The following is a 12,920-nucleotide window of genomic DNA, read 5'->3' as shown; positions in this document are numbered from 1 at the left end:
CAGACACGTCAACACTTATCACGGAAACCAGGTGGGTCCGGCCCGGTCGCGTGATCCGTGCGTCCGGCGTGCTGGAGGCGGGCGCGCATGGCCTTGCGGTCGAGCTTGAGCACGCTGGTGACCGGGATGTCGTCGACGAAGCGGATCTCGCGCGGGTACTTCACCCGGCCGACGCGGTCGCGGGCCCACTCGACGAGCTCCTCGGCGCTCGCCGTCCCGCCCGGCTCCAGCTGCACGAACGCCACGACCTCCTCGCCGTGGCGGGCGTCGGGCCGGCCGACCACGCAGGAGCGGGTCACGTCGGGGTGCTGGTCGAGGGCGTACTCGACGTCGCGGGGGAAGACGTTGAAGCCGCCGCGGATGATGAGGTCCTTCTTCCTGTCCACGACGTGGAGGTAGCCGTCGTCGTCCACGCAGCCGATGTCGCCGGTGCGCAGCTCGCCGCCGACCAGCGTGGTGCCCTCGAGGTCGGGCTCGTGCTCGCCCCATTGACGCGCTCTCCGGCCTGAAGGTCGGCGATTCAGCCCGTGCCGCACGTGCGGCACTTCTGGCGGCTTCCTGTTTCGCTGGGTCCGGCCCTCCGCTAGGCGGCGGGTCTTACGGTCCCTCCGCAGGCGTTTAGCCTCTCCGCCCGTCCGGCGGCGAGGATGTTGATCGCGGCGTTGACGTCCCGGTCGTGGACCGCTCCGCACGGGCAGGTCCACGACCGGATGTTCAGCGGCATCGTGCCCGCCACGGCGCCGCACGCCGAGCACAGCTTGCTGGAGGGGAAGAACCGGCCGGCCTTGGCGAAGGTGCGGCCGTACCGTCCGGCTTTGTACTCCAGCATGGCCACGAACTGCGACCAGCCCGCATCGTGCACGCTCTTGGCCAGCCGGGTGCGGGCCAGGCCCTTCACGCACAGGTCCTCCACATACACCGCTTGATTGTCGCGGATGATCTGCGTGGAGAGCTTGTGCGCGAAGTCCCGGCGCGCGTCGGCCACCCTGGCGTGAGCACGGGCGACCCGGGCCGCGGCCTTCTTCCGGTTCGCCGACCCCTTGCCCCTTGCGGGACAGGGCCTGCTGAGCCTTCTTCAACCGTCGTCCGGCGCGGCGCAGAAACCTCGGGTTGTCGATCTTCCGGCCGTCTGAGAGCACCGCGAAGTGGGTGAGCCCCAGGTCGATACCGACCTCGTCCGGCGTCTGCGGCAACGGATCTGCGCCGGTCTCGACCACGAACGAGGCGAAGTACCGCCCCGCCGCGTCCTTGATGACCGTCACGCTGGAGGGCTCGGCGGGCAGCTCACGAGACCATCGCACCGGCACGTCGCCGATCTTCGGCAGGCGCAGCTTCCCGCCCGCCGTGACCGTGAAGCGGGCGTTCCTGGTGAACCGGATCGCCTGCCGGTTGTCCTTGCGGGAGCGGTACCGGGGCGGCGCGACTTCCGGGCCTTTGCGCCTGCCGGTGATCGAGGCGAAAAAGTTCCGGTACGCGGTGTTCAGGTCGGCCAACGCCTGCTGAAGGACGACCGCCGACACCTCGCCCAGCCAGGCGCGTTCCGGCGTCTGCTTCGCCTGCGTGATCACCAGTTTGGACAGGTCCCCGTCCGAGACGTACGGCAGCCCCTGCTCCCGGGCCTCCTGCCGTAAGCGCAGCCCGTCGTTGAACACCGTCCGCGCGCACCCGAACGCCCGCGCCAGCGCCTGGCGCTGACCGGCGGTCGGGTAGAGGCGGAAGTTGTACCGGAGCTGCACGCCAAGATCGTACCATTGGCCTATGGGTGAACATGGAGACATCAGAACAGGCAGGCACTGCGTTTTCGTCCTGCACGCACACTTGGTTTTCGTGACAAAGTTCCGGCATCCGGTATTCACCGACGCCCACCTGAACCGGATGGAAGAGATCATGCGGGACGTGTGCGCCGACTTCGAGACCGAGCTGAGCGAGTTCAACGGCGGGAGCAACCACGTCCACCTGCTGGTGAACTTCCCGCCGAAGGTCGCACTGTCTCGCCTGGTCAACTCGCTCAAGGGCGTCTCGTCACGGCGAATGCGCCAGGAGTTCCCCGAACTGGCCCGCCACTACTACCGGGCCAGCAAGCTGTGGTCGGGCTCCTACTTCGCAGGAAGCGTGGGCGGCGCCGCGATCAGTGTCCTGCGGCAGTACATCGAGCAACAGAACCGCCCGGTCCGAGCCGGGTAGACGCCGGATCGCCCGGGGGTCCGGCTTTCCCTGCCCCGCTCCGCGGGAGAGTCCGCTTCACCCCCGGCCTGAAGGACCCCGTTGGGGATCTCTCATTACGACCATTGTGTTCATTGAGCTATCAAATCGACACTGATGGTGAAAGGCGGCGCGTGGGCGAGGGAGACGAGATCGATGCTGGAGAAGCGACGTGGGCGACAGGTGCCCGAGCTGACGGCCCGGGTGGTCGCGGCGGCCTTCCCCAAGGGCACCCTGGCGGTGTGGCTGCGTGATGCGCTGGGCGAGGTGTTCTCCGACGAGTTGTTCGCCGAGGCGTTTCCAGCCGATGGGCGCCCGGCCATCTCGCCGGGCGCGCTGGCGGCGGTGTCGGTGTTGCAGTACGCCGACAACCTCTCCGACAGGCAGGCGGCCGAGGCGGTGCGAGCCCGGATGGACTGGAAATACCTTTTGGGGCTGGAGCTGACAGACCCGGGGTTCGACCACAGCGTGCTCAGCGACTTCCGCGCACGGCTGGCCGAGCACGGCCTGGAGGAGAAGATCTTCGAGGCGGTGCTGGAGGCAGCCGCCGCTCGCGGGCTGCTGCGCCCGCGCGGGCGGCAGCGGACGGATTCCACCAAGGTCTTGGCCGATGTGCGGCTGCTCAACCGGATGGAGTTCGTCGGCGAGGTGCTGCGCACGGCGCTGGAGGCCCTGGCCGCTGCGCACCCGTCCTGGCTTGAGGAGGTGCTGGCAGGGCAGGAGGAGCGGTGGCTGCGCCGCTATGGGGAGCGGATCGACTCCTGGCACGGGGACCTGCCTGGTGCCGATCGCGAGCAATGGCTGCGGCAGGTGGGCGAAGACGGCTTCTTCCTGCTGGAGAAGATCGAGGATGCGAAGGCGCCGGCATGGCTGCCTCTGATCCCCGCCCTGGCGGCGCTGCGCCGCTGCTGGGATGAGCAGTACCTGCGCGACGAGCACGGCGTGCAGGCCCGCGAAGGCGCACAGTTGCCGCCCGGGGCCCAGCGCATGGCCAGCCCGCACGACCCGCAGGCCCGCTACGGGGTCAAGCGCGGGCAGGGCTGGGTCGGCTACACCCTGCACGTGACCGAGACCTGCGAGGCGGACGCGCCCCGCCTGATCACGGACGTGGCCACCGGCACCGCCGCCGACGGTGATGACAGCGCCGCGCTGCCGGGCATCCACCAGCGTCTTGAGCGACGCGGTCTGCTGCCCGCCGAGCACCTGCTCGACAGCGGCTACGTCACCGCGGCGAACCTGGTCGAGGCCGCCGGCACCCGCGGCGTCGTCCTCATCGGCCCGGCCCGCCCCATCACCGCGGCCGCGGCTGACGGCCGCTTCACCCACGAGGACTTCCGCATCGACGACCAGGCGCGCACCGCCGTCTGCCCCGGCGGGCAAACCAGCATCTCCTGGGTCCCGGCCCACTCGGCCAGGGGCGTCCCCGTTATCCAGGTACGTTTCGCCGCCGCCGGCTGCCGCGCCTGCCCGCTGCGGCAGCGTTGCACCACGGCCGACAACCCGCAGTGGGGACGGACGCTGACCCTGCGCCACCCCCGCCAGCGGGCCGCCCTCCAGCAACGCCGCCACGAGCAGGACACCCCCGCCTGGCGGCACCGCTATCGGCCGCGCGCCGGCATCGAGGCCACCATCCACCAGCTGACCTCCCGCACCGGCCTGCGCCGCAGCCGCTACCACGGCCTGCAACGCACCCACCTGGGCCACTGCCTGGCCGCAGCAGCCGTCAACCTGATCCGCATCCACGCCTGGGAACACGGCATTCAACCTGATCCAACACGAAGAACCCATTTATCCCGATTGCTCGGCAGATGCGCGTAATGAGAGATCCCCAACGGGGTCCTGAAGGCCGGAGCACTGCGGACGACCCAGGGTAGCCGAGCATCAGCGGCTCGCCCGAGACGCAGATCTCGCCGACCTCCCCGGCCTCCACCGCCTCGCCGTCGCTGTCGCGGACGGTGATCGAGTAGCCGGGCAGCGGTAGGCCGACGCTGCCGATCCTGCGCCGTCCCGGCGGGTTGAAGGTGGTGACCGCGCAGGTCTCGGTCAGGCCGTAGCCCTCCAGGATCCGCACGCCGGGCAGGCGGCGCTCGAACTCCTCCAGCAGGCTCCGGCCGAGCGGGGCGGCGCCGCAGGTGAGGTGGGACAGCTCGGGCAGCGGGTACGACTCCAGCGGCTCGGCGAGCAGCATCTGGAGCATGGCGGGCACGACGGTGCCGTAGTGGACGCGCTGCCCGGCGGCCAGCTTGAGGAACTGCCCGGGGTCGAACCAGCGCATGAGCACCGCGTGCTGCGGCTCGGTGGCGTGCATCCAGGCGATCGTGACGATCAGCCCGTACGAGTGCGACAACGGCACCGGCACGATGATCCGGTTCTTGCCCTCCTGGTACGACGTGTCCCAGACGGCCTTGCCCACCTGCCAGAGGCCGCGGTGGCTGAGCATGACGCCCTTGGCGCGGCCGGTGGTGCCGCCCGTGTACATGAGGGCGGCCAGGTCGCCGGGGCCGCGCGCGACGGGGCCGTGCCCGGGGGCCCGTTCGAGCTCGGCGGTGTCCACGTGGACGGGGATGTCCACGCCCGTGGCCCGTACGGTGGCCTCCAGCTCGGGGGAGGTGACGACGGCCACGGCGCCGCTGTCGAGCAGGATGTGCCGCAGTTCCTCCGCGCCCACCAGGAACACCACGGGGGTCACCACCGCGCCGGCCGCCCACAGGGCCTGGTAGAGCACCGGGACCTCGGGGGAGTTAGCCATCATGACGGCCACCCGGTCGCCGGGCCGGACGCCCGCCGCGACGAAGCCGCCGCACATCCGGCGCGCGCGCTCCGCGAGCTCGTGACTGCGGTGCCAGACCCCTTCGTAGTACATCGCGTCGTGGTCGGCGAAACGGCCCCAGGACTCCTCGGCCAGTCGGCCCAGCGTTTGCTCGGTCACATGCCCAACCTGCTGCGCGGGGGAGCGCGGCGTCAAGACCCTTTCACCCTCTTGACTGATCACTGTCGAAGATGTCTTCATTATCGGTAAATAAAGTGATATCTCCTACTCGGGTCATTCGAGTATTCACGGCGGCCCGGATCGTGTAAATGTGGGAGATCCAGGACGCGGGTCGGCGTCCCGGTAAGGAAACACCTGGTCAGGCTGGCACGATGACGCAGCGCGACCGGCTCGTGCGGCACGGAGAAAGTCGTGCCCGCGCGGTAATTGGTGGAGACAAGTTTCGTGTCCAGCCCCGAGGTGACTTCGTGACCGACACGCCTCAATCAGGCGAGCTCGACCTCGACGGCCACGCGCTCACGCGCGGCCGTCCCGCGCCCGGCGGCCGGCCGCCGGCGACCATCCGGCCCGTCCCCCGCGAGCTCGCGCGGCGGGAGGCCGACGCCCTGCTGCGCTCCTACCTGGAGCCGCCCTGCTTCCCCGAGGCGGTGCGCAGGCTCTCCGCCCGCCACCTGCTCGTGCTGGTGGGCGAGGGAGAGATCGGCAAGCGGCTGGGCGGGCTGGCCCTGCTGTCGCGCATGTCGCTGGCCGAGAGCACGATCACCGTCCTGTCGCCCGCCGGCACCGTCGCCGAGCTGCTCGGCGGGACCGAGTACGCGCCGGGACGGGCGTACCTGCTGCACGACTGGATCGCCGCGAGCACCGACCCCGCCGAGCTGGCCGGGCTGGCGCGCAAACTGGCCGAGCTGGGCTCCTACCTCGTCATCACCCGCGACGGCGCGCCCTCGCGGGCCGTGGAGGCCGAGCAGCCCTGGGCCGCGCCCGACCCCCGGGAGCTGTTCGACCTGTGCGTCAGCACGTACCGGCTGCGCGCCGGAGTGGCCCCCGACACACTCGTCAAGGCCCGGCACCGGGCGGCCGAGCTGCCCACGCCCGCCCAGGTCGTCCGGCTGGCCGCCGGGCTCGCGCCGGACGGGGAACAGGCGGGCGCGGTGCGGGCGGCCGAGGAGGTCGCCGCCTGGTTCGACACCAAGCCGGCCATGCGGGAGGTGCTGGCCGCGGCGGCGCTCGCGTTCACCGCGCCGCTGCCCGAGGCGGTCTTCGAGGCGCGGCTCGCCCGGCTCGACCCGATCTGGCAGGCGCACGAGAACGGCCCGCCCACGCCCTCTGGGCCTCACCCGCTCATCAGCCGCGCCGGCGGGCAGGCCGGCTTCCCGACCCCCGAACACCGCGGGCAGGTGCTGGCCGAGCTGGCCGCCCGGTACGGGTTCTGGCTGTGGCAGCCGCTGCGCGCCTGGGTCAGGTCGCTGGCCGCCGAGGAGCCCGAGGTGCGCGGCCGGGCCGCCGAGGGCGTGGCGGCGCTGGCCGCGTACGCGCTCAAGGAGGCCAGGGCCGAGTTCCTGGAGGTGTGGGCGGCGGGCACGGCGGGGGAGCGGCTGGCGGCGGCGGAGGCGCTGTCGTCCATGTGCGCCCGCGACACCCTCGCCCCCGAGGCGCTCCGGCTGGCGCTGGACTGGGCGGCCGACCCCGCCCGCGCCGTCACGGCCGCCGTGGCGCTGGGCGGCGACCTGGCCCTGCGCTACCCGGCCGACTGCGAACGGGCCCTGCGGCGGCTGTCCGCCGGCGACGGCCCGGCCGCGGCGGTGGCCAGGCGCATGATGCCGGACGCCTAGACTCCCGCGACGCCGGTGATGCGGTGCAGCGCGAAGCGGTGGACGGCGGCCCTGGTCTCGTCGTACGCCGTCAGGTAGCCGCCCTCCATCCTGGCCGGCTCCAGGATGCGCGAGGTCGCGTTGCCCTGCGAGTCGAGATAGCCGATCCACACCCGTACGCCCTGTTTGATGGCCTCCTGGAGGGCCGAGATCGTGGCCGTCGCCGGGCCGCGCGGGACCTGGCCGTTGGGGGCGTCCGCGGGCTCGCGCCGGGACAGATGCGCCGCGTCGCCCGCGCGCAGCGCCCGTACGGCCGCCGCCGCCACGTCGGGATCGATGCCGTTGGCCGAGGCCACCGCGCGCACCGGCGGCGCCGCCTCGGTACGCCTGCTGTCGAGCTGCGAGATGATCACGTCCCCGTCGAGCGACTCGGCGACCGGGGAGTAGCCCATGGCGCGCAGCGAGTCGACCAGCGCCGCCCGCGAGGAACGGGAGGCGATGACCGTCGGGGCGAGCCGGCGCAGCCGCAGCGCGGCCGAGCGCCGGTCGGCCGTGATCTGGTCGAGCAGCGCCGGGTCGTCGCAGCGGACGTACGCGCTCGCCGTGCCCACCCTGATCCGCCCGTGCCGCCGCGCCACGTCGCCCACCAGGTAGGACAGCGCCTGCGGCACCGGCGTGGCCGAGTGGCGGGCCAGCATCGCCAGCAGCTCCTCGCCGCCGTGGCCCGCGTCGAGCGCCCGGCGGATCGACTGCTCGCTGAACCGGTAGACGGTGGCCCCGCCCTTCGACTCGACGTCGGCGGTGAGCGTCATCCACCGGTTGAGCTCACTGGTCAGCGGGCCCGGCGCGACCGCGGTCAGGTCGGCCTGCAGCAGCACGTGATCGACCGGCTCGGGCAGCAGCGGCGCCAGCGTGGCCGCCGCCGCCCCCGTGTCGCCGCCCTCCAGCAGCGCCCGCCCGTGCCCGGACAGCGCGCCGAGGCCGGTCACGCCGATCTGCTCGGCCTCGCGCAGGGCGAACTCGGTCAGGTGCTCGCGCAGCGGCCCCCGGCGGCGCGGCTGCTCCCAGGCCAGGCGTTCGAGCACCGCGTCGCGGGACGGCGCGCGGCCCGGCGCCGCCGCCAGCACCCCCAGCGTCGCCGCGCGCACCCCGGGCGCGGCCGAGCGGCGCAGATCGGCGTGCAGCGCGTTGAGCGGGCGGTCGCGTTCGTCCCGGTCGCCCACCAGGCCGGGCACGCGGTCCATGTGCAGCCAGGTCGCGGCCAGCGCGGCCCAACGGTCGGCGGTGCCCCTCACCCGCCACAGGTCGTAGCCGGGGGTCGGCAGCCACTCGCCGTCCACGCCGCCGCCGGCCGCGATCAGCCCGGCCGCGTGCGCCACCTCGACGACCAGCGCCGTCACCCACTCCGGCAGGTCCAGCTCGGCCGCCGTGCGTTTCAGGTCGCGTACGCCGAGCCCGCCCGTGCGCAGCACGCCAGGCGGCTCGATGCTCCACCGCTCGCACAGCTCCTCGACCGCGCGGACGAACATGAACGCCTGCCCGGCAGCCGTACGGTCGGCCAGCTCCCGGTCGCGCTCGGCGCCCTCCAGCGGCGGCGGCACCGCGAGCAGCCCCCGGTGCACCCGGCCGCCGCGCAGGTGCAGCCCCACCTCGCGGGGCAGCGTCACGCTCTCCTCGCCGGTCGCCGCGAGCAGGCCGCGGGCCAGCAGCTCCTCGATGGGGGAACGGGCGGTCGCGACGCGCACCTCGCGCCGGGCGTTGGGCACCCGGCCGGTCGGCGGGCCCCAGGCGAGCTGGTCGAGCGCGGCCCGCGCCTCGGGCGACACGGCCGCGACCAGCGCGGCGGGCTCGGCCAGCGCCGCGGCCAGGCGTTCCTTCCCGGTGCCCGGGGTGCCGGGCGCGACGTCGTCGGCCATCTCGTCGAGCTGCTCGGGCGGGTGGTGCCGGAACGCCTCCACGGCGCGCGGGCCCAGGCCGGCCGGGTCCTCCAGCACCTTGCGGACGCCGGGGCCGAGGTCGAGCGCGTCGTCGGGGCCGTAGACGAGGGCGAGGTCGCGCAGCCGGTCGAGCGCCGCCGACAACGCCGGCTCGGGGGCGGGAAGCTCGGGCGGCGGGTTGCTGGGCGAGCCGGTGGGCAGGGCCGCGGCGATGAGGGCGCGCAGGCGCTCCTTCGTCGCCGGGCCGTCCAGGACCGCCAGCGTCTCCACGACCGCCAGCGTGAACCGGTCGAGCCGGTCGAGCGCCCTGCCGATCGCCGACGGACTGGCCGCCCGCGACGCCAGCCCCTCCAGATGCGCGGGCACCGGAGTGATCAGCTCGGGACGCGACGAGACGAGCGCCCGCAACTGGTCGTCGGTGCGCCCCCTGATCCACTCCGTGAACTCCATCGTTGCCATGGTATGTCCCCCCTGATCGGGGCGGCATTACCGGACGTGACCTCGACGGGAGTCGCCTCAGCTGACCGGCGCCGGGCTCGGCAGCAGCCCGACGGCGAGCCGCACCCAGGCCGTCACGAACTGCTCCTTGTCCGCGTGCCCCGCCAGCTCGCCCACCGTCTCCTGGAAGAGCCGGTAGTGCACGACGGCGCCGCCGAGCACGGTCGCGATGCCCCACCAGTCGATCTCGACGTCGCGGTACTCGGGCTGCGCGCGGAACCAGGTGACGATGGCGTCGAACATGGGCTGCAGCAGCCCCTCCCGTACGACGGCGACCAGCTCGGGGAACTGGCTGAGGTCGCGGAAGAAGACCCGGGTCAGCTCCGACTCCTCGCGCACCTTGGCGAGCCCCGCCCGGCAGACGAGCGACAGCCGCTCCTCCAGATCCGCCGAGGACTCCATGGCGCTCAGCTCGGCCAGGCTGCCGGCCACCTGACTGCGGGTACGGGTGGCGTGTTCGTTGATGGCGGCGGCGAGGACCTCGTACTTGGACTTGAAGTGCCTGTAGAGCCCTCCGGCGCCGGGAGACAGCCCTGAGGCGGCCTCGATCTCGGCCACGGAAGTGGCGGAGTAGCCCCGCTCGGCGAACAGCCGCAGGGACTCATCGATGATCCGCTCACGGGTGGATCTGGTCATGTCTATCCTGATACCTCCGTAAGGAGAGTAGTCGTTACGGAGCGGCGCGCTGGATCGGGCTCGCCAGGACCGGGCCGGTGACGGGCCCTCCACTCCGATAAGTAATTCCTTTCTTTCATTCCCACCATCCCACAACAAGGGCCGTTACCGGGTGTGGAGCGGTGTTTGGCATCCTGCACGGGTGACGACATCGGTAGGTTTCGACCTTGACATGACATTGGCTGATACGCGGGTGGGCATAGCGGCCGCCATGGACGAGCTGTCGGCGCGTTTGGGGGTGCCGATCGACAGCGCGGCCGTGGTGCGGCGGCTCGGGCCGCCGTTGGAGATGGAACTGGCGAACTGGATGCCCGCTGAGCAGGTCGCCGCCGCGGCCGAGCTGTATCGGGAGATTTATCCGGATATAGGGGTTCCGGTGCATACGGCCATGGACGGCGCGCACGACGCCATCGCCGCCGTACGAGCCGCCGGCGGCCGGGTCATCGTGGTGACGGGCAAGAACCCGCGCGACGCCGCCGGCACCGTCGAGGCGCTGGGGCTGGCCGTGGACGAAGTGGTCGGCTCGCTTTTCGGGGCGGGCAAAGGATCGGCACTCGCGCGGTTCGGCGCCGCCGCCTATGTTGGTGACCATGTCGCGGACATCGAGGCTGCCCGCGCGGGCGGCGCCGTGAGCGTTGCCGTCGCCACGGGGCCGTACACGGTGGAGGAGCTGCGCGAGCACGGCGCGGATGTGGCCCTTCCCGACCTCACCGAATTCGCCGGTTGGTACGCCCGCTGGTGCCGCCGTGATGAAGTCCGGTAATTCATCGGCATTTACCCGGTCGCTCCCGCGCCCTTCGGGGCATAACCTACATCCATCAGCCTTTTCGACTGTTTGAACGAGGTCCTCCTGTGCCGAGTGGCAAGGTCAAGTGGTACGACGCCGACAAGGGATTCGGCTTCCTCACCCGTGACGACGGCGGTGAGGTCTTCGTACATTCCTCCGCGCTGCCTCCTGGCGCCGCCCCGCTGAAGCCCGGCCAGAAGGTCGAGTTCGGCGTCGCCGAGGGCCGGCGCGGCCAGCAGGCGCTGTCGGTGCGGATCCTGGAGCAGCCGCCCACCCTGGCCAAGCCCAAGCCGAAGGGCAAGCGGAAGAAGCCCGACGAGATGGTCGTCATCGTCGAGGACCTCATCAAGCTGCTCGACGAAGTCTCGGGCACCTACCGGCGGGGCAAGCACCCCGACGTCGCGCACGCCAAGAAGATCGCCCAGGTGCTGCGCGCCCTCGCCGACGACCTCGACGGGCAGTGACGTCCCGGCCCGTTCAGCCGTGCGGGTTGGTCAGCGGTTTCGTGGAGTCGAGCGTGTCCCCGCGCCTGGGGTCACGCTCGGCGGGCGCGGGCGCGGGCCACTCGGCCGTCGGCGCGGACGCCGCGTCGTAGCCGCCGGAGCGGTCGCCGGAGCCGGCGCCGGAGTAGTCGCCGGCACGGGCGCCGGAGCGGGCGCCTGAAGGGCTGGCAGGGTCGTACAGGCCGTGTTTCCTGGCGGCCTCGGCCTCGGCGGCGCGCACCCGGCGCACGCGGGCGAACACCAGCCACCCGAGCGCGGCGGCCAGCACCACGGCCGGCCCCGTCAGCCCGGCGGACGCGCTGCGGGCCAGCGACAGCACCAGCCCGACCAGCCCGCCGAACACCCACGCGAGCTGCAGCACCGCCTCCACCACGCCGAACGTGGACGAGCGCACCTCCTCGCCGATCTCGCGCTGCACGATCGCGTCCAGCGCGAGCTTGCCCAGCTCCTGCGCGAACGCGGTGACCAGCGAGATCGCCAGCGCCGCCCACACGCCGAACAGCAGCGCCGTCACGACGGCGGTCACCACGGTGAGCGCCAGCGTGGCCGGCACGATGAGCTGCGGCGCGTGGTTGCGGGTCCAGTTGGCGACCGCCGCGCCGGCCAGCCCGCCGAGCCCGGCCGCGCCGGCCAGCAGCGCGATCGTCCGCGGCACGTCGAAGAACGGGTCCCGGCCCGCCAGCCACGGCACCGCGTGGTCCTGTACCAGGAACAGCAGGAAGAACAGCAGGAAGCCGGAGAAGACGCGGATGGCGACGTTGGCCCAGACCGCCTCGGCGACCGCCGGGCCCACCTTCAGCAGCGTGCGCCAGCGGTGCCTGGCGCCCTCCTCCTCCAGGTCGGGGGAGTCGATGTGGCGCGGCAGGCGTACCGCGACGACCCCGAGCAGCAGGAAGGCCAGCATCGCCACGCGCAGCACCACGGCGCTGCCCAGCCACGCGGTCAGCCCCGCGCCCACAGGCACCGCCACGCCGGCCGCGACCAGCGTGAACAGCGCCACCCTCGCGTTCGCCGACACCAGCGTGATGTCGGCGGGCAGCACGTTCGGCATGATCGCCGCCCGCGACACGTTGTACGCCTTCGACAGCACCAGCACGCCGAGCGCCCCGATGAACAGCGTCGGCAGGTCGCCGGGCCCGACGGCGGCCGCCATCGCGAAACAGAGCAGCCCCCGCCCGAACAGCGTGCCCGCCATCACGTAGCGGCGGCCGGACCTGAACCGGTCGAGTATCGGCCCGACGAACGGCGCCAGCAGCGCGAACGGCAACATCGTGATGACGAGGTAGAGGGCCACCGAGCCGCGGGCCTCGCCGACCGGCACCCCGAAGAAGACCGTGCTGGCCAGCGCCACCGTCACCAGGGCGTCGCCGGCGCTGTTGCCCGCCGACAGCTCGATCAGCCGGCCCAGCCCGGTGCGGCCCGCCCCGCCCGCGTACGTCAGCCGCCGCGTGGCCCTGCCGACCGACCGCACGCCGTCGGCGGTCGCCCGGCCGGCCCGGACGGTGCCCCCGGCGGTGGCCCGGCCGGCCCGTCCGGCGGCGCGGCCGGCGTCGGCCATGCCGCGCCCCATGCGCCGCGCGGCCTCGCGCGCCCGGTCCCAGCCTGCGTCCACGCCTACCAGTCTTACCCGATTCGGGCGAAGAGTCGGCGGAGGATCCGGCGTTCCCGGCCCGTCCAGGTCCCGTCATGGGTGAGAATGAAGTGTGAGCGAACAGCACCTTTCGCCGGAGGCGGCCC

Annotated in this window: 10 protein-coding genes and 1 pseudogene; 5 read left to right on the top strand and 6 right to left on the bottom strand. The window is 72.7% G+C overall.

Annotated elements, in window-relative coordinates:
- Positions 1-8: 8 nt before the first annotated feature.
- Positions 9-536 carry a class I adenylate-forming enzyme family protein gene (locus tag Nocox_RS39135; protein ID WP_219495667.1) on the bottom strand — a complete coding sequence of 176 codons (528 nt, stop codon included), beginning with the start codon at positions 534-536 and terminating at the stop codon, positions 9-11.
- A 47-nt stretch (positions 537-583) separates the two neighbouring features.
- Positions 584-1,778: pseudogene (locus tag Nocox_RS39130) on the bottom strand (RNA-guided endonuclease InsQ/TnpB family protein).
- On the opposite strand from Nocox_RS39130, the gene tnpA reads away from it, so the two are divergent.
- Both tnpA and Nocox_RS39120 read left to right on the top strand, forming a co-directional pair.
- Positions 1,759-2,184 (top strand): IS200/IS605 family transposase, encoded by a 426-nt coding sequence (gene tnpA, locus Nocox_RS39125; RefSeq protein WP_219495548.1) that lies wholly within the window; start codon positions 1,759-1,761, stop codon positions 2,182-2,184. The pseudogene Nocox_RS39130 and the gene tnpA sit on opposite strands and share 20 nt — an antisense overlap.
- A 174-nt stretch (positions 2,185-2,358) precedes the next feature.
- Positions 2,359-4,020 (top strand): IS1182 family transposase, encoded by a 1,662-nt coding sequence (locus tag Nocox_RS39120; RefSeq protein ID WP_219495547.1) that lies wholly within the window; start codon positions 2,359-2,361, stop codon positions 4,018-4,020.
- On the opposite strand, the gene Nocox_RS39115 is transcribed toward Nocox_RS39120, so the two are convergent.
- Positions 3,926-5,131, bottom strand: coding sequence for an AMP-binding protein (locus tag Nocox_RS39115; RefSeq protein WP_020543662.1), 1,206 nt, complete (start codon positions 5,129-5,131; stop codon positions 3,926-3,928). The two genes, Nocox_RS39120 and Nocox_RS39115, sit on opposite strands and share 95 nt — an antisense overlap.
- Before the next feature lie 308 nt (positions 5,132-5,439).
- Here Nocox_RS39115 and Nocox_RS39110 point away from each other — a divergent pair, with 308 nt between their 5' ends.
- A complete protein-coding gene (locus Nocox_RS39110; protein WP_020543661.1) occupies positions 5,440-6,804 on the top strand; it encodes a hypothetical protein in 1,365 nt (454 codons plus the stop codon).
- Here Nocox_RS39110 and Nocox_RS39105 read toward each other — a convergent pair.
- Positions 6,801-9,170: a helicase-associated domain-containing protein gene (locus tag Nocox_RS39105; RefSeq protein ID WP_020543660.1), complete on the bottom strand. Its 2,370-nt coding sequence runs from the start codon at positions 9,168-9,170 to the stop codon at positions 6,801-6,803. The two genes, Nocox_RS39110 and Nocox_RS39105, sit on opposite strands and share 4 nt — an antisense overlap.
- A 66-nt stretch (positions 9,171-9,236) precedes the next feature.
- Positions 9,237-9,854, bottom strand: coding sequence for a TetR/AcrR family transcriptional regulator (locus Nocox_RS39100; RefSeq protein WP_020543659.1), 618 nt, complete (start codon positions 9,852-9,854; stop codon positions 9,237-9,239).
- 181 nt (positions 9,855-10,035) lie between these two features.
- Here Nocox_RS39100 and Nocox_RS39095 point away from each other — a divergent pair, with 181 nt between their 5' ends.
- Positions 10,036-10,656 (top strand): HAD family hydrolase, encoded by a 621-nt coding sequence (locus Nocox_RS39095; RefSeq protein ID WP_020543658.1) that lies wholly within the window; start codon positions 10,036-10,038, stop codon positions 10,654-10,656.
- 89 nt (positions 10,657-10,745) lie between these two features.
- Complete coding sequence (locus tag Nocox_RS39090) at positions 10,746-11,144, top strand: cold-shock protein (RefSeq protein ID WP_020543657.1); 399 nt, start codon at positions 10,746-10,748, stop codon at positions 11,142-11,144.
- A gap of 13 nt (positions 11,145-11,157) precedes the next feature.
- Here the strand turns inward: Nocox_RS39090 and Nocox_RS39085 are convergent, their stop codons facing one another.
- Positions 11,158-12,795: an MFS transporter gene (locus tag Nocox_RS39085; protein WP_020543656.1), complete on the bottom strand. Its 1,638-nt coding sequence runs from the start codon at positions 12,793-12,795 to the stop codon at positions 11,158-11,160.
- Positions 12,796-12,920 lie beyond the last annotated feature (125 nt).

Origin of the sequence: Nonomuraea coxensis DSM 45129 (assembly GCF_019397265.1) — a bacterium.
Taxonomy (GTDB): Bacteria; Actinomycetota; Actinomycetes; order Streptosporangiales; family Streptosporangiaceae; genus Nonomuraea; species Nonomuraea coxensis.
This window is presented reverse-complemented; position numbering and strand designations above follow the sequence as displayed.